Annotated in this window: 15 protein-coding genes and 1 pseudogene; 6 read left to right on the plus strand and 10 right to left on the minus strand. The window is 70.9% G+C overall.

Annotated features, from left to right (window positions below):
- Nucleotides 1-36: 36 nt before the first annotated feature.
- Complete coding sequence (locus Tharo_RS00395; RefSeq protein WP_107219505.1) at nt 37-546, minus strand: LEA/WHy family protein; 510 nt, start codon at nt 544-546, stop codon at nt 37-39.
- A gap of 217 nt (nt 547-763) precedes the next feature.
- Between Tharo_RS00395 and Tharo_RS00400 the strand changes: the two genes are divergently transcribed.
- The 5 genes from Tharo_RS00400 (at nt 764) to Tharo_RS00420 (ending at nt 10,163) form a co-directional block, all read left to right on the plus strand.
- On the plus strand, nt 764-2,560 hold the full coding sequence (locus Tharo_RS00400; RefSeq protein WP_107222260.1) for an ABC transporter transmembrane domain-containing protein: 1,797 nt from the start codon (nt 764-766) through the stop codon (nt 2,558-2,560).
- 109 nt (nt 2,561-2,669) lie between these two features.
- Complete coding sequence (locus tag Tharo_RS00405; RefSeq protein ID WP_107219506.1) at nt 2,670-3,839, plus strand: metallophosphoesterase family protein; 1,170 nt, start codon at nt 2,670-2,672, stop codon at nt 3,837-3,839.
- The gene (locus Tharo_RS00410) at nt 3,836-6,535 is read left to right on the plus strand and encodes an AAA family ATPase (protein ID WP_107219507.1); all 2,700 of its coding nucleotides are present in this window, start codon (nt 3,836-3,838) and stop codon (nt 6,533-6,535) included. The genes Tharo_RS00405 and Tharo_RS00410 overlap by 4 nt, the downstream gene beginning before the upstream one ends.
- 347 nt (nt 6,536-6,882) lie before the next feature.
- Complete coding sequence (locus Tharo_RS00415; RefSeq protein ID WP_107219508.1) at nt 6,883-7,812, plus strand: zinc metalloprotease; 930 nt, start codon at nt 6,883-6,885, stop codon at nt 7,810-7,812.
- Nucleotides 7,813-7,964: 152 nt separating this feature from the next.
- Entirely contained in the window at nt 7,965-10,163 is a 2,199-nt protein-coding gene (locus Tharo_RS00420) for a DUF6351 family protein (RefSeq protein WP_159051635.1), read from the plus strand.
- 17 nt (nt 10,164-10,180) lie between these two features.
- Here Tharo_RS00420 and Tharo_RS00425 read toward each other — a convergent pair whose 3' ends face one another.
- The 8 genes and pseudogenes from Tharo_RS00425 to leuA all read right to left on the minus strand — a co-directional run bounded on the left by Tharo_RS00425 (nt 10,181) and on the right by leuA (nt 18,870).
- The gene (locus tag Tharo_RS00425) at nt 10,181-10,666 is read right to left on the minus strand and encodes a MarR family winged helix-turn-helix transcriptional regulator (protein ID WP_107219510.1); all 486 of its coding nucleotides are present in this window, start codon (nt 10,664-10,666) and stop codon (nt 10,181-10,183) included.
- A gap of 103 nt (nt 10,667-10,769) precedes the next feature.
- The gene (locus tag Tharo_RS00430) at nt 10,770-10,961 is read right to left on the minus strand and encodes a DUF2783 domain-containing protein (RefSeq protein WP_107219511.1); all 192 of its coding nucleotides are present in this window, start codon (nt 10,959-10,961) and stop codon (nt 10,770-10,772) included.
- 12 nt (nt 10,962-10,973) lie between these two features.
- Nucleotides 10,974-12,665: an FAD-dependent monooxygenase gene (locus Tharo_RS00435; protein ID WP_107219512.1), complete on the minus strand. Its 1,692-nt coding sequence runs from the start codon at nt 12,663-12,665 to the stop codon at nt 10,974-10,976.
- A gap of 217 nt (nt 12,666-12,882) precedes the next feature.
- Nucleotides 12,883-14,013 (minus strand): alpha-hydroxy acid oxidase, encoded by a 1,131-nt coding sequence (locus tag Tharo_RS00440; RefSeq protein WP_107219513.1) that lies wholly within the window; start codon nt 14,011-14,013, stop codon nt 12,883-12,885.
- 103 nt (nt 14,014-14,116) lie between these two features.
- Nucleotides 14,117-14,920, minus strand: a complete 804-nt coding sequence (locus Tharo_RS17800; RefSeq protein ID WP_245881074.1) for an acyl-CoA dehydrogenase family protein — start codon at nt 14,918-14,920, stop codon at nt 14,117-14,119.
- A gap of 190 nt (nt 14,921-15,110) precedes the next feature.
- Nucleotides 15,111-15,959, minus strand: a pseudogene (locus Tharo_RS17805) (acyl-CoA dehydrogenase family protein); the annotation flags it as partial.
- A gap of 144 nt (nt 15,960-16,103) precedes the next feature.
- Nucleotides 16,104-16,988 carry a DNA ligase gene (locus tag Tharo_RS00450; RefSeq protein WP_107219514.1) on the minus strand — a complete coding sequence of 295 codons (885 nt, stop codon included), beginning with the start codon at nt 16,986-16,988 and terminating at the stop codon, nt 16,104-16,106.
- A gap of 175 nt (nt 16,989-17,163) precedes the next feature.
- Entirely contained in the window at nt 17,164-18,870 is a 1,707-nt protein-coding gene (gene leuA / locus Tharo_RS00455) for a 2-isopropylmalate synthase (RefSeq protein ID WP_107219515.1), read from the minus strand.
- Between the two features lie 165 nt (nt 18,871-19,035).
- Between leuA and Tharo_RS00460 the strand changes: the two genes are divergently transcribed.
- Complete coding sequence (locus Tharo_RS00460; RefSeq protein WP_211309672.1) at nt 19,036-19,506, plus strand: Lrp/AsnC family transcriptional regulator; 471 nt, start codon at nt 19,036-19,038, stop codon at nt 19,504-19,506.
- Nucleotides 19,507-19,512: 6 nt separating this feature from the next.
- Here Tharo_RS00460 and Tharo_RS00465 read toward each other — a convergent pair whose 3' ends face one another.
- A complete protein-coding gene (locus tag Tharo_RS00465) occupies nt 19,513-20,343 on the minus strand; it encodes an ABC transporter substrate-binding protein (RefSeq protein ID WP_107219517.1) in 831 nt (276 codons plus the stop codon).
- Nucleotides 20,344-20,489: the final 146 nt, after the last annotated feature.

Here is a 20,489-nt window from a genome sequence, read left to right on the forward strand (position 1 = left end):
CCGGGAGTTCGCATCCGCCCGGCAGAGAAGCTGTGTTCAGCGCTGGCCGGGCGGGAGGGGGCGCCAGGGGTCGGGCAGCTTCAGCGTGCCGGAATCGGAGAAGCGCAGGCCGCCCAGCAGTCCGCCGGCGAGCCGGCCGCGCAGGGTGTAGGGCACTTCGGCGCTGGGCGTGCCTTCGAGCGCGTCGAGCGCCTGGCGGAGTACGGCGACGGCGGACACCGACACCGGGAGCTCGATCAGCGCTTCGCCGAAGCGCGGCACGCTGCCCTGGCGGTCGCTGACCCCGGTGGCGAAAGGCTTGCCGTTGAGGTCCAGCTCCAGCGTGAGACCGTCGAAATCGATCGCGCGCTCGTTCGGGTTCTGCACCCGCAGCTTCACCGCGAAGCGGATTTCCATGCCCTGGCCGGGCAACGGTTCGATGCCGACGACGTTGATCCGTAGCGGTTCGCGCAGCCCCAGGCTGGCACAACCGGCGAGGACGAGGACGAGCGCCACGAGCAGGGCGGCGGCAGGGCGGAGCGGAACGGGGAAGGCTGGGCGGAACATCGCGGGCTCCTTCGTCGACAGGGGCGGGGACATTCTACGTCCGGCGTCGCGCCCTCCGCTCGTGCGCGGCGTTTCGGCCACGGCGCGCCGGGGGTGGACAGGGGCGGGGCGTCCGGCCCAATCTGGAGTCTTGCGCGAACGAAGGGGAGAACCGGTGCCGAAGACCGCAAACACCGCCCGCGGCGCGCCTGCCGCCGTGCCGGACGGGGCCCCGGCGATGCCTGCCGATGCCGCCGCGGGGGTCCGCCGCCTGTCCGCGCTGCGCGGCCTGCTGCCTTTCCTGCGCCCCTATTGCAGCCGGGTCGTGCTCGCCTTCGTGCTGCTGTGCCTGGGTTCGGCCACCCTGCTGGCGATGCCGGTCGTGTTCGGCGACCTGATCGACGCCGGCTTCGGCACGGGGGGGACGGTGGAGGGCGCGCTGCCCGGCGGGATCGGCCAGATCGGCGGCGACGGACGGTTCGTCGCGCTGTTCGTCCTTGCGCTGTTCTGGGCGGTGGTGGTGGCGGCGCGCTACTACGCGGTGTCGTGGGTCGGCGAGCGGGTGACTGCCGACCTGCGCTGCGCGGTCTATGCGCGTGTGCTGGGACAGTCGCCGCAGTTCTTCGAGACCTTGCAGACCGGCGAAGTGTTGTCGCGGCTGAGCGGCGACGCCACCCTGGTGCAGACCGTGGTCGGCAGCTCGGTGTCGATGGGGCTGCGCAGCCTGTTCCAGTTCATCGGCGGGATGGCGATGCTGGCGGTTACCAGCGTGCACCTGTTCGCCCTGATCTGCGGCCTGATGGCGCTGCTCGCGCTGCCGATCGCGGCGATCGGGCGGCGGGTGCGGGCGTTGTCGCGCGAATCGCAGGACCGCATCGCCGACGCTTCCGCGCTGGCGGGCGAGATCCTCAACGCGATGCCCACCGTGCAGGCGTTCGCCCAGGAAGAGCGGGAGGCGCGGCGCTTCGCCGAGCGCACCGAGACCAGCTTTCGCACTGCGTTGCGGCGCACCCGGGTGCGGGCGCTGCTGGCCGCGCTGATCATCGCCGCGGTGATGGGCACGATCGTCTTCGTGCTGTGGATCGGCGCGCGCCAGGTGCAGGCCGGCACCCTCAGCCTCGGCGAGCTGGGAGCCTTCGTCCTCTATGCCGGGCTGGTGGCGGGGGCGGCCGGCACGCTGGCCGAAGTGTGGGGCGAGGTGATGCGCGCCAGCGGCGCCGCCGAGCGCCTGCTCGAGCTGCTGCAGGCCGAGTCGGCGATCCGCGAGGCGAGCGCGCCGCCGCCGCCGCGGCAGGCGGCGCAGGTGGGGATCGTCTTCGATCATGTGAGCTTCGCCTATCCGGCGCGGCCCGGCGTGCGGGCGCTCGACGACATCTGCCTCGAAGTCGCGCCCGGCGAGCGGGTGGCGCTGGTGGGGCCGTCGGGGGCGGGCAAGACCACGCTGTTCCAGCTCCTGCTGCGTTTCTACGACGTGTCGGCGGGCGGCATCCGCATCGATGGCGAGGACATCCGCGCGCTTGCGCTGCGCGACCTGCGCCGCGGCATCGCCTTCGTGCCGCAGGAGCCGGTGATCTTTTCCGCCAGCGCGCTGGAGAACATCCGCTACGGGCGGCCGACGGCGAGCGACGACGAAGTGGTCGCAGCGGCGCAGGCCGCCGCCGCCGACGCCTTCATCGCCCGCCTCCCCGAAGGCTACGCCACCTTCCTCGGCGAGCGCAGCACCCGCCTGTCCGGCGGCCAGCGCCAGCGCATCGCGATCGCGCGCGCGATCCTCGGCGGCGCCCGCCTGCTGCTGCTCGACGAGGCCACCAGCGCGCTCGACGCCGAATCCGAGGCCCTCGTCCAGCAGGGGCTGGCCGCGGCGATGGTAGGGCGCACCACGCTGATCATCGCCCACCGCCTGGCGACCGTGCAGCAGGTGGATCGCATCGTCGTCATCGACCATGGGCGCATTGTCGAGACCGGCACGGCGGCCGACCTGCGCCGCCAGGGGGGCCTCTACGCGCGCCTGGCGGCGTTGCAGCTGGAGTCGTGAGCGGGCGCGGGGCGAGCCGCGCGATCCTGCGGCGCCGGCCCGGCTCATTTATCATCCGTTGCGCCGCCTTGCCCGCCGCTCTTCCCCCGACTTCATCCGAGACGTCCCGATGCCCCGCTTCCTCCACACCGCCGACTGGCAGATCGGCAAGCTGTTCGGCCAGTTCGAGCCCGACGAAGCCGCGCTCCTCGCCGAAGCGCGTTTTGTCGCGGTCGAGCGTCTTGCCCGCCTCGCCCAGGAGCATGCGGTCGATGCGGTGCTGGTGGCGGGCGACGTGTTCGACGCCCAGACCGTCGCCGATCGTACCATCCACCGCCTGTTCAACGCGCTGGCCGGCTTTGCCGGGCCGTGGCTGCTGCTGCCCGGCAACCATGATGCTGCCCTCGCCGAGTCGGTGTGGACGCGCGCGGCGCGCCTGCGCGCGATCCCGCCCAACGTCCGCGTCTGCCGCGAGGCGCGGCCGGTGCTGCTCGAAGCGGCCGGGATCGCGGTGCTGCCGGCGCCGCTGACCCAGCGCAATACCTTCAACGACCTCACCGAGTGGTTCGCCGGCGCCGACACCCCGCCCGCTTTGGTGCGCGTCGGTCTCGCCCACGGCAGCGTCCAGGGCATCCTCGCCGAGGACATCGACGCCGCCAACCCGATCGCAGCCGACCGCGCCGCATCGGCCCGGCTCGACTACCTCGCGCTCGGCGACTGGCACGGCACCCGCCGGATCGATGCCCGCTGCTGGTACGCCGGCACGCCGGAGACCGACCGCTTCCGCGCCAACGATTCCGGCCAGGCGCTCCTCGTCGAGCTTGCCGCGCCCGGCGCGCTGCCCGCGGTCAGCGTGCTCGCCACCGGGCGCTATCGGTGGCAGGCGCTCAGCGCCGAGCTGCAGGTGGCCAGCGACGTCGACCGCCTGCTCGCGGAGCTTGCCGGCTTTGGCGCGGACGACGTGGTCCAGCTCGAAGTCGGCGGCCGCAGCGATCTTGCCGGCCATCGCCGCCTCACCGATGCGATCGGCCAGGCCCGGGGGCGCGCGCGCAGCCTGGTCGCCGAGCTCGGCGCGCTGCAGCTCGAACCGACCGTCGCCGACCTCGAGGGCCTCGCCGCCGACGGCTATCTGGGCGAAGTCATCGCCCGCCTGCAAGCCGCCCAGCACGGCGCCGAGCCGGCGGCGGCGCAGACCGCGCGCGACGCCCTGGTGCTGCTCGCCGGCCTCCTCGAATGCCGCTCCCCGGCCGCGGCCGGTGCCGCGGTCGCTTCCGCCGCTGCGCCCGGAGGGGACCGATGAAGCTCACCCGCATCCGCGTCGACCAGTTCCGCCAGTTCCGCCGCGCGCTTGAAATCGATCGCCTCGACCCCGGCCTGAACCTGTTCACCGGCCCCAACGAGGCGGGCAAGAGCACCCTGGTCGCCGCCATCCGTGCCGCCTTCTTCGAGCGCCACCGCTCCGCCAGCGTGGACGATCTGCGCCCCTGGGGCGATCCCGCCGCCGCGCCCACGGTGGCGCTCGACTTCGAACTGGACGGCCAGCCCTGCCGGCTGGTGAAGACTTTTCTGGCGAAAAAGCGCTGCACGCTGCAGATCGGGAGCGAGACGGTCGACGGCGAGGAGGCCGAAAACCGCCTCGCTGCGCTGCTCGGCTTCCAGCACGCCGGACGCGGCGCGAGCAAGGCCGAGCACTGGGGCATTCCGGGGCTGCTGTGGATCGAGCAGGGCGGCGCGCAGGCGCTGCGCGAAGCGGTCGGCCACGCCGGCGATCATCTGCGCGGCGCGCTCGAACGCGCGCTCGGCGAAGTCGCCGCCAGCGGCGGCGATGCCCTGCTTGCCACCGTGGAGGCGCAGCGCGCCGAACTGCTCACCGAAGCCGGCGGCCGCCCGCGCGGGGCCTACAAGGAGGCGCTCGAAGCCGAGGCCGCCCTGGCCGGCGAGCTGGGCGTGCTCGACGATGCGATCGCCCGCTACCGCCAGCGCGTCGATGCGCTCGCCGCGCTGCGCGACGAACATGCCGCCGACGAGGCGGAGCAGCCCTGGCGTGCGTTCCGCACTCATCAGCAGGCGGCCGCCGAGCGTCTGGCGGCCGTCCGCGAGCGCGAGGCGATGCTCGCCGCGACCCGCACGCGCGCGGCTCAGGTCGATGCCCAGCTCGCCCTGCTGCGCAGCCAGGTGGACGGCTTCGCGCGCGAGGACGAGGCTGCCGCCGCCCGCGCCGCCGCGCTCGAGGCTGCGCGCGCGGCGCTCGACAGCGCCCGTGCGCCGCTCGAACACTGGACGGCACAGCGTGTCCAGGCCGCGCAGGCGCTGGAGACGGCACGTGCCACCCTGCGCGCGGCGCGCCAGGCCGAAGCCCGCGACAGCCTCGCGCGCGAGGCCGCCGCCAGCCACGCCCGCCACGCCGCCGGTGCGGCCCAGCTCGCGCGCGCCGAAGCCGCCCACGCCCAGGTGCTGGCGCTGCAGCATGCGGTGGCGGCAAACGAGCTGCGTCCGGCCGACCTCCAGACCCTGCGCACCCAGGACCGCGCGCTCGCCGACCTGCGCCTGCAGCAGGCGGCGGCGGCCACCCGGCTCGTCTATGTGCTGGAGCCGGGGCGCACTCTCGAACTCGACGGCGCCCCCCTGAGCGGTGCCGGCGAACGCCGCCTGCTTGCCGCCGCCAGCCTCGTCCTGCCCGGCTTCGGCCGCCTGCAGATCGCTCCCGGCGGCGCCGACCTTGCCGCGCTCGCCGCCCGTGGCGCCGACCTCGAAGCCCGCCAGCAGGCCTTGCTCGTCCGTCTCGGGCTGGGTTCGGTGGACGCCGCCGAGCGCCGCCAGCTCGAGCACGCGCGCCTCGGCGGCGAGCTCGCCACCGCCCAGGCCACCCTGGAGGCGCTCGCTCCGGGCGGCATCGATGCGCTACGCGCGGAACATGCCCGTCTGCAGGCGCGGGCCGCCGAGGCCGCGCAGGCGCTCGCCCGCCTCGCCGCCCCTGCTTCCGCCGAGGGGGAGGCCGCCGCGTCCGCCTCTGCCGCCCCCTCCGCTGCCGCTTCCGTGATCGAGGCCGAGGCCGCCGAGAAGGCCGCCGCCGACGCCCTCGCCGCGATCCAGGAGGGGCTCCACCGTGCCCAGCTTGCCGCCGCCAATGCCGAAACCGCGCTCGCCGCGGCCGCGCGCGAGCTTGCCGCCGCCCGTGCCCAGCTTGCCGCCCCGGAACGTGCCCGCCGCGTCGCCGACGCGAGCGCCGCCCTCACCGATACCCGCGCCGAGCAGCTCACCCTGGCCGCCCGCAGCGAAGCGCTCGCCGCCGAAATCGCCGCCGCCCGCCCTGACATCCTGGAACAGGATGTGGACCGCTTCCGCAGCAGCGCCGAGCAGCTCGAACGGCGCCATGCCGAGCGCCGCGACCAGCTCGTGCGCCTCGAAATCGAGCTCCAGAGCGAGGGCGCCCAGGGGCTGGAGGCGCGCCGCGCCGAATGCGCCCGCGACCACGCTTGGGCGGCCCGCCGCGCCGCCGAGCTGCGCCGCCGGGCGCAGGCGCTCGATCTGCTGCGCAGCCTGCTGCGCGATCAGCGCCGCGCCCTCACCCGCCGCCTGCAGGCGCCGTTGCAAAAGCACCTCAACCGCTACCTGCAGCTGCTGTTCCCGCACGCCTGCGTCGACATCGACGACGACCTCGTTCCCGGCCCGCTCACCCGCCCGCTCGCCGGCGCCGGCGCTGGCGGGGGAGTCGAAACCGGCGACTTCGAGGCCCTGAGCTTCGGCGCACGCGAGCAGATGGGCGTCCTCAGCCGTCTCGCCTATGCCGACCTGCTCGCCGAAGCGGGCCGGCCGACGCTGGTGATCCTCGACGATGCGCTGGTGCACAGCGATGCCGAGCGCCTGGCGCAGATGAAGCGGGTGTTGTTCGATGCCGCCACCCGCCACCAGATCCTGCTGTTCACCTGCCACCCTGCTGCCTGGCGCGATCTGGGCACAGGGGCGAGGTCGCTGGCGGCGCTGCGTGCGGACTGAGCACGCCGAAAGGTACAGCGCGTGCTGCACCGCCTGCGACAAGAGGCATCCGAGGCCTGGCCGCAGGCCCGGCGCGAATGCGGCATTTGACGCTGCTTTCCGCGAGTGGGAACATCCGGGCGCCCGGTCGTCCGGCTGCTCAAGGCGGGACATCGCGTTCCTGACTTTATCGGCCGCGAGGAAAATCCTCGCGTCAGGTGTGACGTATCGGCAATGCCGTACTGGTGGGCTTTCCGTTCGCTCTTGGCAAAGATTTTCAGGTCGGTCGGGTTCGGGCCATAAATCTCAGCCTTGCCAAGGTAAACCATTGAAGTAAAAAGTATTAAAAATGCTTAAATAATCGGTCCATGTTTAAAAGTAAATTGTTCAAATTTATTGCTGGAATCGTTTTAAGCTTTTCCTGCGTGGGTGCGCTGCATGCCCGTGATGGGCAATTCTCGATTGGCGATCGCTCATGGGTAAGTCGGCAGGCTTTCATCGAAAGTGGAGCCCGTTGTGGGACCCGGGTGCCCGACAAAGAAGAAATGGCCCAGGTCGAAGAGGGGCTTGGCAAGCTCGATCTGCGTTACGGGAGTGGATATCGAGGGTCAGGTTCAGTCGAAATCCCTGTTTACTTTCATGTGATCAGTAGCGGTCCTGCCCCTGAACAGGGGAACATCGCGCTGGAGCAGATCGAGGAGCAAATAGCTGTCCTCAATGAGAGTTACGGTGGATTCACTGGAGGATCGGATACTTCATTCCGCTTTACGCTGGCAGGTGTCGATCGAACCGAGAATGCAAAGTGGTTCACCATGTCCTATGGTTCGGTTGCCGAGCAGCAAGCCAAACAGGCGCTCCGTCAAGGTGGCCCGGAGTCCTTGAACATCTACAGCGCCGATCTGGGTAACGGCCTGTTGGGGTGGGCGACGTTTCCCTGGGAGTACGAAAAGGATCCGCCGAATGATGGCGTGGTAATTCTTTTTTCATCGGTACCGGGCGGTTCCGCGGCTCCTTATAACGAAGGCGATACTGCCATTCATGAGGTTGGGCACTGGCTTGGTCTTCTCCATACTTTCCAGGGAGGCTGCAGCAATAATGATTTCATCAAGGACACACCCGCTGAACGAAAGCCAGCAAGCGGCTGCCCGATTGGAAATGACAGTTGTCCACTCAGACCCGGCCAGGACCCCGTTCACAACTTCATGAATTACTCTGATGATTCATGCATGAATCAGTTCACAGCATTCCAGGGGAAAAGGATGGGTAGGTTTCATTTGAAGTGGCGAGCGAGCGATTGACCTGGGGCGAGAAAGCCGCGAAGCATCGCCAACGATGATTGCTCCGGCTGCATGCGGGCTGAGCGCCGGGTTGCCGGCGAACGCAGCGCCGGCGCCCGTGTCTCACTGTGCGTCAGGATGGACAACAACGATCGACCCTGGGGGTGTTCATCGTGGAGCCGTCGTCCCGCCGCTTTCCCGCCCTCCGTCTGTTGCTGTCGGTATCGTTGCTCGGCGTGCTCGCCGGCGCGCTCGCGTTCGGCCTGCGCGATCAAAAGGCGCCCACCCAGGTGATTGCGATCGCTGATGAGACGGCGGGTGAGTTCGACACGGTGTCCATCCCCGAGCGCTACCCGATCGCGCTCGGCAGCGTCGGCTCGGCGCGCGTAGCGGGCGCGCCCCCGCTGCAGTATCCGTTCCTGTGCGAGAGCGCGCGCTCGGGGCTGGGCCAGCCGCGGGTCGACAATCGGCGTGGCCACGGCGTTGCGGTGTATGCCGAGCGCGCGGACGGCGAACGCACTGATCGCCTCCTCGGCTTCAGCCGCGACTGCGGGATTGCGACCCGGGTCGATTACTACTACAAGCCCACCGGCGCGGCGCGCTTCCTGCCCTGGACGCCGGCGGCGAGCGACGTCGAGGTGATCGCGCACGGCGCCCGCCGTGTGCCCTTCATCGTCCGCGTCGAGCGTGGCACGCTGAACCGCTTCCTCTACGCCATTGCGGTCCTCGCCGACCCCGGCGAAGATCCCGCGGCGCCGGACGGGCGCTACTGGAACCGGCGCCTGGTCTATCTGTTTGGCGGTGGTGTGGGCATCGGCCGGCGGCAGGGGCGGCTGTCGTTGAGCAAGGTGCTCGACCGCAACCTGGAGATTCTCGCCCAGGGGTACGCGCTGGCGACTTCGACCGGCAATCACACCAGCAACCACTACAACATCGGCCTCGCCGGGGATACCGCGCTGCGGGTGAAGCGCCAGTTCGCCGCCCGCTACGGCGCGCCGCTGCACACGATCGGCCTCGGCGGCTCGGGCGGCGGGCTGCAGCAATACCTGTTCGCCCAGAACCTGCCCGGCCTGATCGATGGTGCGATCGCGCAGTACGCCTACCCGGACATGGTCACGCAGACGATCCATGTGCTCGACTGCGAGCTGCTCGAATACTACTTTGACGTTTCCGCTGCCGATCCGTCGTACTGGCGTGATCATGGTCGCCGGCGCGAGGTCGGCGGGCTCAACGCGCTCGACGGCGCCGCCAACCGCTATGCCGCGCTCTATCCGCCCAACTTCCTGCTCCAGGGGCGTTGGCCGCGGCTGCCGACGGGGGCGAGCGAGTGCGTCCAGGGCTGGCGCGGGCTGACGCCGCTGGTGCTCAACCCGCGCTTCACCCCGCTCGCCCGCCACTATGCCGACGAGGTGGTGGCGGCGGTGCACTGGACCTACTGGGACGATCTGGTGTCGATCTACGGACGCGATGCCAGCGGCCACGCGCGCCGCACCTGGGATAACGTCGGCGTCCAGTACGGGCTGCAGGCCTTGCGCAGCGGGGCCATTTCGGCGGCGGCCTTTCTCGACCTGAATGCGCGCATCGGCGGCTGGAAGCCCGCCGCGCAGATGGCGCCGGAACGGCTGTGGCGGCTGTTCGACGGCGCGCTGCCGGTATGGCTGTCGATGTGGGGCGAGCACAACATGGAGCGGGGCGCGGGCCGCGGCCCCGCTCCGCGCAGCCGCGGCGACACCGAGGCCATCGCCGCGGCGTATCGCAGCGGGCAGGTGTTCATGGGGTATCTGGACATTCCGGTGATCGATGTCCGCCACGACCTCGAAGCGCAGCTCAACATGCACCACCTCAGCGCCGCGTTCGCCACCCGGCTGCGGATCGAGCGTGCACTGGGAGACAGCGCGCGGCAGCGGATCTGGGTTGCCGAAGCGGGTTTCGATCCCACCCTGGAAGCCCTGCGGGTGATGGACGAATGGGTCGGGGCGGTGCGCGCGCAGCCGCGGCGCGGGGTCGCCGGCAACCGTCCGGCGAGCGCCGACGATGCGTGTTTCGATGCCCGCGGGCGGATCATCGCTCGCGGCACAGGGGTCTGGGACGGGGACTGGAACGGCGCCGCGCCGGGAGCGTGCACGCGGGCGATGCGCAGCTTCGGCACTTCGCGCAGCGCGGCCGGAGGGCCGCTCGCCGGCGATCTGTTCAAGTGCCATCTGCAGGCGGTGGAGGCGGCGATCGCGGCCGGGGTGTACCACCCGGTGGACATGCGTCCTCATGCCGCTCGCCTGAAGGAGATTTTCCCCGAAGGAGTCTGCGATTACCGCAGGGGAGATGCGGGACGGCCGGCGGATGCGGGCGCTGCTGTGGCGGTGCGCGGGCGCTGAGCGCGCCGGCGCCGGCCTCAGCGCCCGGGGTCGGCGTCGCTGGCGCGCTGGTTGTGTTCGATGAGGCGATCGAGGAGGGCGCTCAGCGTCGCCCGCTCCTCGTCGTCGAGGCAGGCGAGGATCTGCTCGTTGCGGCGGTGGACGTACTCCATCGTCCGCGCCCAGACCTGCTGCCCGGCAGCGGTGAGGGTGAGCACCACGCCCCGCCCGTCCTCGGTGCTGTCGTCTTTGCGCACCAGGCCCTGGTCGACCAGGGCCTGGGCGGCGCGGCTGGCCTGGCTCTTGTTGAGATGGGAGCGGCTCGCCAGCTCCTTGATCGACAGCGGGGCGAAGCTGCCGATGGCGGCAAGGCTGCGCCCGTCGCTCAACGACACTCCGACCGCCTCCGCGTAGCCAGGCGCGCTGGCGCGCTCGATGTCCTTGCGCAGGAGGTTGAAGCGGTAGGTGAAGGTGCGCTCGAGCGGCGCCACCGGGGCTTGCCGCGGGCGGTCGGAGTGGGGCATGGGGGCAAAAGCGTGCAGGAAAGCAGGGATGTTATCGGGGTTCGGCGCGCGATCCGGGTGCGCCCGGGGTTCCGGAGCGCTCCCGGTCCGGGCGGACGAGGTGTCAGAGGTCGTTCAACGCGGCCTGCAGGTGCTGCTGGAAGAGGCCGGCGTCGCCCAGCGCATTTGCGTTGAGGAGGGCGAGCTTGACCAGGAAGAGCTCGGCCTGGTCCTGCCCGGCCTGGTCGATGGCGGTGGCGAGGGCGTCGTACACGGTTTCCAGCCCGGCGATGTCCAGCGTCTTGGTGGGGGTCATGGCGGGTTCTCCTTACTGCGGCAGGGCGGTGGCGAGGGCGGCGTGCAGGCGGGTGGCGTCGAGCGTCAGCCAGCGTGCGCAGACGTGCTGGTCGGGGCGCAGCAGATAGGCGCCGCCGCCGGCGCGGATGCCGTAGCGGCGGCGGAAGTGGCCGTCGGCGTCGGCGAGGGTCAGGTCGGCGCCGGCGATGGGCGCGGGTGCGCCGACGGCGATCACCTTCAGCGCCACGCCGCGCGCGCGGGTGGCCGCGACCACGTCCTGCAGCGGCGCGGGAATGGCCTTTGCCGCGGTGAAATAGAGCAGGTCGAAGCCGCCGCCGAGGTGGTCGAGGAGGAAGTCGTCGGCCGCCAGGCGGATGTTCTGCGGCGGCGCGCCGTGGGCGGGGCCGGCGGTAAACAGCGCGTTGTCGTCGCCGGCGCTGTTGAGCATCGAACGGCTGTACTCGTGCGGACGCGAGGTGCGCCAGTGGTACAGCGGGCGGACGAAGGCTTCGCTCAGCGACAGCGACAGCACCGCATCGCGCAGCAGGCGGAAGCCGCGCGACGGCGGCGTCATGAAGCGCGTGCTCTTGCCGGCCTCGTCGATGATCTCGCGGGCGGCGCCGACGCGCTCGGCGCTGTAGTTGGCGAGCAGCTTCATGCCGGCCAGGCCCTGGATCACGAAGGCGAGCTGCCAGCCCAGCGATTGCGCGTCCTGGAAGGCGGTGTTGGCGCCGCGCACGCCGAAGATCGGCAGCAGATGGGCGGCGTCGCCGGTGAAGATGACGCTGCCATGGACGTAGTCGGGCAGGGTCAGCGCGCGTGCGGAGTACACCGAGCTCCAATCCAGTTCCCATTCGGCGCCGGCATGGCCGATCATTGCCAGCTGGGCGTCGATGCGTGCTTTCAGCGATTCGGGGCGGAGCGCCTCCTCGGGCGTTTCGCCGGGCGGCAGCTGGTAGTCGACGCGCCAGATGCCGTGCGGCTCGCGATGCATCAGGATGGTGTTGCCCGGGTTCCACGCGGGGTCGAAGAAAGCCAGGCGCTCGGTCGGCAGCGGCAGGTCGATGCGGATGTCGGCGATGACGAAGAAGCCTTCGTAGGAGGCGCCTTCCATCTGCAGGCCGAGCGCGGTGCGCAGGCCGGAGCGGCCACCGTCGGCGGCGACCACCCAGTCGGTGTCGAGGGTGTAGGGCCCGGCCGGGGTGTCGATCTCGACCCGGGCGTAGCCTTCCATCTGGTCGACGCGGGTGACCTTGTTGCCCCAGCGCACCTCGATCAGCGGGCTGGCGGAGCAGGCTTCGAGAAGGTATTCCTCGAGGTACTGCTGCTGGAGGTTGAGCATCGGCAAGAAGCGGTCGTCGGGGTCGTGCGGCGCTTCCATGCGGAACACGCGCTGGCCGCGGTAATAGGAGTTGCCGAAGCGCCACGGCAGTCCGTTTTCGGTCATGTGCGCGGCGACGCCCACCTGCTGCAGGATTTCCATCGAGCGCCGCGTGAACACGATTGCGCGGCTGCCTTGCGAGACCTGCAGTTCGGCGTTCGCCACCACGCTGGGGACGCCGTAGCGGGCGAGTTCGAGGGCGGTGACCATGCCCGCCGGGCCGGCGCCGACGATGAGCACTTTGTGGCGCGGCTGGGGCGGATGCGCGGACGGCAGCCAGGGCGCGTGCACCCGGTAGTCGTAGTAGATCGAGGGGCGCGGTTCGGTGGTCGGGGTATGCATCGTGGGCTCTCCTTGGGGGCGGGGGCGGGCAATCTTGTTTTGGTTGCGCGTGCAACTATAAGGATGAAAAGTTGCGTGCACAACCAGATCTTCCGCCCGCCCGCCATGATCCGGATCAAAGGCGGTGCATGTTTCCGTCCCATCACCACCCTTTCCGGCACGCGTGCGGCGCCAGTCTGCGCTCCCCGCGTGCGCTGCGGGGCCGCGTTCCGCCGGGTCAGGCGGCGCGCAACAGGCCGCGCTCGAGCTCGGCGATGTGCCGTGCGCCGGCGAGGATCATCGTGCGTTCGAGCTCGCCGGCGATCAGCTCGAGCACCGCGGCGGCGCCCGCTTCGCCATCGACCGCCAGCCCGTAGAGCAGCGGGCGGCCGAGAAACACGCCGCGGGCGCCGAGGGCGAGCGCCTTGGCGACGTCGAGGCCGCTGCGAAAACCGCTGTCGACGAACACCGGCAGGCGGCCTTCGACCGCGTCGAGCACCGCTTCCAGCGCGCCGATGGTGGCGATCGCGCCGTCGAGCTGGCGGCCGCCGTGGTTGGAGACGATCAGCCCGTCGACGCCGTGGGCGCGCGCCTGGCGCGCATCGTCGGGGTGGAGTACGCCTTTGAGCAGCAGCGGCCCGTCCCACAGCCGGCGCAGCCAGTCGACGCTTTCCCAGCTCAGGCTGCGGTCCATTTCGCGGCTGAGGAGGGCGGCCTGCAGCTTCAGGGTGTCGCTGCCTTCCTCTTCGGCGAGGTTGACGAAACTGGGCATGCCGTGGGCGATGAAGCGCAGCAGCCAGCGCGGCCGCATCGCCAGGTTGACGAGGGTTGCGGGCGAGGGGCGGAACGGCATCTTGAAGCCGTTGCGCACGTCGCGCTCGCGATAGCCGCTGACCGGCACATCGACGGTGAGCACCAGCGCGCGGTAGCCGGCGCGGCGGGCCCGGCGCACCATCTGCTCGGCGATGCTGCGTTCGCGCATGACGTAGAGCTGGAACCAGTTGAGCGCGGACGAGGGCTGGACGACGGCCTCGATACGCGCATTCGAAGCCGTCGACAGCACGAACGGGACGCCCGCGGCGGCGGCGGCGCGTGCCAGCAGGACGTCGCCTTGCGGCCGGGTGAGGCCGTTGAAGCCCATCGGCGCGATCGCGAACGGCCGCCGCCAGGTTTCGCCGAACACTTCGATGCGGGTGTCGAGCCGGGTGGTGTCGCGCAGCACGCGCGGCAGTATCGTCAGACGGTCGAGCCCGTCGCGGTTGCGCTGCAGGCAGTCGCCGCGCTCGGCGGCGCCGTCGACGTAATCGAACACGAAGCGCGGCAGGACCGCGCGCGCGGCGCGCCGGTAGTCTTCAACGTTGAGTTTCATCGGGGCCCCGGATCGATGGATGAGGCCGCCATTGTATCGGCGGCCGTCGGCGGGGCCGGGGGTGACATCGCGCCTGCGCTCGCCGGCGCATCGCGTTGCCGGGCTATCCGGCCTGCCAGGCCCGCGCCAGCAGGATCGGCGCCGCCGCCGGGTCGGCGAGCAGGCCGAAGAGCGGATCGCCCGTGCTGCCGGCGGCACCGGCGAAGCGGCTGGCGATGAAGCTGTCGGCCACCGTCGCCGGGGCGTGGCGGCGCAGCAGCGCGGCCTGGGCCAGCAGCACGAGGCCGGCGGCGAGGGCGCGGGCCTGCCATTGGTGGGCGGCCGCCGTGCGCAAGGCGGGGAGGAGGGCGTGCAGGGTGCGGACGAGACGGGGTTCGCCAGCGCAGCCGTCGGCGAGGTCGTCGATCAGGCGGACGGCGGCCTCCGGTTCGCGGCCGAGGGCGCGCAGCACGTCGAGGCACATCACGTTGCCCGCCCCTTCCCAGATCGAGTTGACCGGAGCCTCGCGCAGTAGGCGGGGCATCGGGCCGTCCTCGATGTAGCCGTTGCCGCCGCAGATTTCCATGCATTCGGCGGTGAACGCGATCGCGCGCTTGCATACCCAGAACTTCGCCGCTGGAGTCAGGATGCGGCGCCGGGCGCGGGCGAGGGCGGCGGTGGCGTCGCCGTCGGCGCTTCCCCCGGCGGTGGCGGCGGCCGCTGCGCCCTCGCCCGGCTCACCTTCGTCCTCCACCTCGCCCTCCACCTCGCCCTCCACCTCCCCGCCGGCACCGACCGCGGCGGCGAGGTGGAGGGCGAGGGCGAGCGCGGCCTCGCTCTCGAGGGTGAGATCGGCGAGGACGTTGCGCATCAGCGCATGCTCGATCAGCGGGCGGCCGAAGGCGCGGCGGTGGCGGGCGTGGTGCAGCGCTTCGGTGAGCGAGCGCGCGGCGCATCAGCGCGGCGCTGCCGAGCACGCAGTCGAGCCGGGTGTGGGCCGCCATCGCGAGGAGGGCGGGAAGGCCGCGCCCGGGTTCGCCCACCAGGATGCCGAAGGCGTCGTCGAACTCGACTTCGCCGGAGGCGTTGGCGCGGTTGCCGAGCTTGTCCTTCAGGCGTTCGATGCGGATCGCGTTGCGGGTGCCGTCGGGCCGCCAGCGCGGCACGAAGAAGCACGACAGGGCGTCGTCGGCGCTGCGCGCGAGGACGAGGTGGGCGTCGCCCGCGGCGGCGGAATAGAACCACTTGTGGCCGAGGAGGGCGTACTCGGCGCCGCGTCCGCCGGCGCCGATCGCGTGCGCGCGCGTGGTGGTCGCGCGCAGGTCGGAGCCGCCCTGCTTTTCGGTCAGCCCCATGCCCACGGTGAGGGTGCGCTTGGCCGCCAGCGGCAGGTCGCGGGCGTCGTAATCGCGTGCGGCGAAGCGCTCGGCGAGCGCGCGCCACAGCGCCGGTTCGGCGCGCAGCAGCGGCAGCGCGGCGAAGGTCATCGTTACCGGGCACAGGCTGCCGGCCTCGACCTGGCCGTGGAGGTAGAAGGCGGCGGCGCGGGCGACGTGGGCGCCGGGCCGGGGGTCGAGCCAGGCTGCGCTGTGCACGCCCGATGCGTAGAGGAGCGCGGTGAGGCGGTGCCAGGCGGGGTCGAAATCGACCCGGTCCACCCGCCGGCCGTGGGCGTCGTGGGTGGCGAGCCGCGGTGGATGGCGGTTGGCCTGGTCGCCGAGGGTGAGGCTCTCGGCGCTGCCCAGCTGTGCGCCGAGGGCGTCAAGGGCGGCGGCCCAGGCAGCGCCGCCTTCGCGGGCGAGGGCGTCCTGCAACGCCAGATCGCAGGCGAACAGGTTGTAGTCGACCAGGGGCGGAACCTGGTTGAACACCTCGTGGGTTTCCCGCATGCGTCCTCCGGTGCCGCCGGTGGCGGCGGTGAAGAAGGGGGTCTTCGCAGTGTAGGAAGCCGAGGCCGCGGTTGCCATGTGCGCCGCGTCCGCGCGGCCGGGAAGCGGTGTCGAAAAGAAGCGTCGGGAAGCGGGGTCCGGAACTGGGGTCGGGAAGTGGTGCCGGGAAGTGGTGCCGGGAAGAGGCCCCGGGCCGGGTGCAGCGCGGGGCGGAGGCGGCGTTCAGGGCAGGTCGCGCACGCGCAGGTAGCGCGGGAAGCGCGGCAGGCCGGCGGGAGTGAGTTCGCGGTAGCGGTAGGTGACCAGGGTGCCGGGAGGCGGCGGAGTGCGCCGCAGCGCGTCGCTGAGTCCGCTGCCGAGGCGGAAGCGGCGGCCGTCGGGGGTTTCCACCAGCAGGGAGCCGGTCAGCCCCTGCAGCCGGCCTTTGCCCGGCAGGTGGGCGAGGACGCGCGCTTCGGCGTCGTGCCAGGGGGTGAGCTTGAGCAGCGCGCTGCTGCGTCCCGGTGTCCAGCGCGCGCTGGCGCGGTGCAGCATCAGGCCTTCGCCGCCGCCGCGCACGACTTCCTCGAAGCGGCGCTGCAGGGCGCGCAGGTCGGTGACCCGGGTCTGCGGCACGGCCTCCAGCCAGGGCACGGCAGCGCGCTCGGCGAGTGCGCGCAGCTGGTGCACGCGGGTGCTGAAATCGCCCTCCGCGCCGGGAATATCGAACACCATGTAGCGCACCTCGCGCCATCCCGGATCGTCGGGCGCGTTGCGCCGGATCAGGCCGGAGAGGCGGTCGAAACTGCGCCGTCCCAGCCACAGCTCTCCGTCCAGCGTCACCGCCGGCAGTGCGGCGACGAACCAGGCGGGGGCGCTGATCGGCTGTCCGCTGCGCAGGTGCAGGCGGCCGCCGTCCCAGTGCGCGCGCACGCCGTCGAGCTTTTCGCTGACCCAGTAGTCGGCCGGATCGATGCCGTCGTGGTAACGCTCGGCGTGCATCGCCGGCGGTGCGGCAAAGGAGGGTTCGGTGCCGCCGCAGACGGCGCTGGAAGCGCCCAGAAAGAGGCCCAGGGCGAAACGGAAAAGGAGTGGGAGCGGGAGTGAAAGAGGGCACGAAAGAAGCATCGTCTTATATCGATGACATAGGATCGGTCGATGATATAAGCATTATTGCGGCGCCGCCAGGCGATCTGGACAGGACCAGAACAGGAAATGGGGCGGGCGGGGGGAGTCCCGCCTGGGTGGGGCGCCCGGCGGTCGTGCTGCCCGCCGGAATGCAGCCGGCGGGCGCTGGTGCGGTTCAGGCCGCGAGAGTGTGCCGCGCCGCGCCCGCCCCGATCGCCCCGGCGCCGAAGCGGTTGGCTGCGCTGACGAGGGCGCGGATCGAGGCGGTGACGATGTTGCCGTCCACGCCCACGCCGTAGCGTTCACCGCAGCCTTCGGTACTCAGCTCGACGAAGGCGCAGGCGCGCGCCTCGCCGGCGTCGTCGCTGGGGGCGAGCGAGCGCTCCTCGTAGCTGCGCACGGTGACGTGGAGGCCGGCGCCTTGCAGCGCGTGCACCGCGGCGTCGATCGGGCCGTTGCCTTCGCCGACCAGGAGGTGGCGGGTGGCGCCGATCTCGACGACGAGGCGGATGCCCTGCGCCGCACCGTGCTCGAAGAGGTGGTGCTCGACATAGCGCAGCGGCGCCACGGTGTCGAGGTAGGTGGCGCTGAACAGCGCCCAGATCGCCGCCGCCGACATCTCGCCGCCGGTGGCGTCGGTGACCTGCTGCACTTCGCGCGAAAACTCCACCTGCAGCCGCCGCGGCATCACGATGCCGTATTCGGTCTCGAGCAGGTAGGCGATGCCGCCCTTGCCCGACTGGCTGTTCACGCGGATCACCGAGTCGTAGCTGCGGCCGAGGTCGGCGGGGTCGATCGGCAGGTAGGGGATGTTCCATGTCTCGCCGGCCTTGTGGGCGGCGAAGCCCTTCTTGATCGCGTCCTGGTGGGAGCCGGAGAAGGCGGTGAACACGAGATCCCCGACGTAGGGGTGGCGCGGGTGGATGGGCAACTGGTTGCAGTATTCGACCGTGCGCGCGACGGCGTTGATGTCGGAGAAATCGAGCCCGGGGGCCACGCCCTGGGTGTACAGGTTGAGCGCCAAGGTCACGATGTCGACGTTGCCGGTGCGCTCGCCGTTGCCGAACAGGCAGCCTTCGATGCGGTCGGCACCGGCCATCAGGCCGAGCTCGGCGGCGGCGACGCCGGTGCCGCGGTCGTTGTGCGGATGGAGCGAGAGCAGCACGCTGTCGCGGCGGGCGAGGTGGCGGTGCATCCACTCGACCTGGTCGGCGTAGACGTTGGGGGTAGCGACTTCGACCGTCGCCGGCAGGTTGAGGATGACCTTGTCGGCCGGCGACGCGCCCCAAGCGGCCGTCACCGCATCGCACACTTCGCGGGCGAAATCGAGTTCGGTGGCGGAAAAGGTCTCCGGGCTGTACTGGAGCGTGATCGCGGTCTCCGGCATGGTCGCGGCGATGTCCTTGATCAGGCGCACCGCCGAGACCGCGAGCGCGACCACTTCGGTCTTCTCCATGGCAAACACCATTTCGCGAAAGGCCGGCGAGGTGGCGTTGTAGACGTGGACGATCGCGCGCCGCGCGCCGCGCACCGACTCCATCGTGCGCCGGATCAGCTCCGGGCGTGCCGGCGTCAGCACTTCGATGGCGGCGTCGGCGGGAATGTGGCCGCCTTCGATCAGCGTGCGGACGAAATCGAAATCGGTCTGCGAGGCGGACGGGAAGCCGACTTCGATCTCCTTGAAGCCGATCGCGCACACGGTGCGGAACATGCGCATCTTGCGCTCGATGTTCATCGGCTCGAACAGTGCCTGGTTGCCGTCGCGCAGGTCGGTGCTCATCCAGATCGGGGCGCGCTCGATGCGCTTGCCTGGCCACTGGCGGTCGGCGAGGGCGATGGTCGGGAAGGGACGGTACTTGGCGGCGGGGTCGGGCAACATCATGGCGCGGTCCTCGGGGGCGTGGTTCGATGGAGGAAAGTCTACGCCGGAGGCCGCGGCAGACGATTGCGTTGTTGCACTGCAATTCGCCCATTGCGAGAACGATATTTCGAATATTGCATGTTTCGTGCAATGATCTGCCGATCTCATTCGCAGATGGCGCCGATCATGCAACTCGACCGCTACGACCGCCAGCTCCTCGACGTCCTGCAGCAGGACGGCCGCATCAGCAACCAGGACCTCGCCGACCGCATCGCGCTGTCGCCCTCGTCCTGCCTGCGCCGCCTGCGCGCGCTGGAGGAGGCCGGCCTCATCCTCGGCTACCGTGCCCTGCTCGACGCGAAAAAACTCGGCCTGTCGCTGATGGCGCTGATCCACATCTCGATGGACCGCCACACTCCCGAGCGCTTCAGCCGCTTCGAAGCGGAGGTCGGCGCCATTGCCGAAGTGCTCGAATGCCTGCTGATCACCGGCCAGGACGCCGACTACCAGCTCAAGGTGGTCGTCGCCGACATGGACGCCTACCAGGAGCTGCTGCTCAATCGCATCACCCGCATTCCCGGCGTCACCGGCGTGCATTCGAGCTTCGTCCTGCGCCGGGTGATCGACAAGACGGCGCTGCCGGTGGGCGGGGGGTGACGCCTTTTACCGCTCGGCGTTGGGGAAGAACAGCTGCTCGCCGCCGATCTGGTAGCTGGCAATCGTGGCCTGGCCTTCGTCCGAGACCACCCAGTCCACGAACTTGCGCGCTTCGGCGGCCTTGACGTGCGGATGGCGCTCGGGGTTCACCACCATCACGCCGTACTGGTTGAAGAGACGGGTGTCGCCTTCGACCAGCACCGCGAGGTCGGCGCGGTTCTTGAAGCTGAGCCAGGTGCCGCGGTCGGCGAGCACGTAGGCGCCGGCCGAGGCCGCCATGTTCAGCGCCGGGCCCATGCCGCAGCCGCATTCCTTGTAGCCGCTGCCTTTGTCGTCGACGCCGGCAGCCTTCCAGTAGCGCAGTTCGGCAGCGTGGGTGCCGCTCTTGTCGCCGCGCGAGACGAACGCGGCATTGGCCGTGGCGAGCTTTTGCAGCGCGCCGGTGATGTCCTTGCCGCGGGTGGCGGCGGGATCGCCGGCGGGGCCGACGAGGACGAAGTCGTTGTACATCACCTTGCGGTGGTCGACGCCATGGCCTTCGGCGACGAACTTCTTCTCCGCCGCCTCGTCGTGCACGAACACCACGTCGGCATCGCCGCGGCGGCCGATGTCGAGCGCCTGGCCGGTGCCGAGCGCCACCACCTTGACTTCGATTCCGGTGGCCTGGGTGAAGCGCGGCAGCAGGTGGCCGAACAGGCCGGACTGCTCGGTCGAAGTGGTTGAGGCGACGACGATGGCGGGGGCGGCCTGCGCCAGTGCGGCGCAGGACAGCAGGGTGAGGGCGGTGCCGGCGGCGAGGCGCGCCAGCTGGTGGCGGATGAAGCGGATGGGTTGCATGCGATGTCTCCTGCGCGGGGGCGGGGTGGATGGCTTGGATCGGCGGCGGGCGCGAAGGCCCGGTCCCGAAGGGGGCGGTGCATTGCCGGAATCTATGGATCCCCCGGCAAGTGATCAATATGAACGGATGTGCATAGGGCGCCGCC

The organism is Thauera aromatica K172 (genome assembly GCF_003030465.1).
GTDB lineage: Bacteria > Pseudomonadota > Gammaproteobacteria > Burkholderiales > Rhodocyclaceae > Thauera > Thauera aromatica.

Coding starts and splice junctions, on each gene's coding strand:
- Tharo_RS00395 (WP_107219505.1), bottom strand. CDS start 546: ATGTTCCGCCCAGCCTTCCCCGTTCCGCTCCGCCCTGCCGCCGCCCTG.
- leuA (WP_107219515.1), bottom strand. CDS start 18,870: ATGATGTTGCCCGACCCCGCCGCCAAGTACCGTCCCTTCCCGACCATC.
- Tharo_RS00450 (WP_107219514.1), bottom strand. CDS start 16,988: ATGCTTCTTTCGTGCCCTCTTTCACTCCCGCTCCCACTCCTTTTCCGT.
- Tharo_RS00440 (WP_107219513.1), bottom strand. CDS start 14,013: ATGAAACTCAACGTTGAAGACTACCGGCGCGCCGCGCGCGCGGTCCTG.
- Tharo_RS00415 (WP_107219508.1), top strand. CDS start 6,883: ATGTTTAAAAGTAAATTGTTCAAATTTATTGCTGGAATCGTTTTAAGC.
- Tharo_RS00400 (WP_107222260.1), top strand. CDS start 764: ATGCCTGCCGATGCCGCCGCGGGGGTCCGCCGCCTGTCCGCGCTGCGC.
- Tharo_RS00405 (WP_107219506.1), top strand. CDS start 2,670: ATGCCCCGCTTCCTCCACACCGCCGACTGGCAGATCGGCAAGCTGTTC.
- Tharo_RS00410 (WP_107219507.1), top strand. CDS start 3,836: ATGAAGCTCACCCGCATCCGCGTCGACCAGTTCCGCCAGTTCCGCCGC.
- Tharo_RS00435 (WP_107219512.1), bottom strand. CDS start 12,665: ATGCATACCCCGACCACCGAACCGCGCCCCTCGATCTACTACGACTAC.
- Tharo_RS00460 (WP_211309672.1), top strand. CDS start 19,036: ATGCAACTCGACCGCTACGACCGCCAGCTCCTCGACGTCCTGCAGCAG.
- Tharo_RS00465 (WP_107219517.1), bottom strand. CDS start 20,343: ATGCAACCCATCCGCTTCATCCGCCACCAGCTGGCGCGCCTCGCCGCC.
- Tharo_RS00430 (WP_107219511.1), bottom strand. CDS start 10,961: ATGACCCCCACCAAGACGCTGGACATCGCCGGGCTGGAAACCGTGTAC.
- Tharo_RS00425 (WP_107219510.1), bottom strand. CDS start 10,666: ATGCCCCACTCCGACCGCCCGCGGCAAGCCCCGGTGGCGCCGCTCGAG.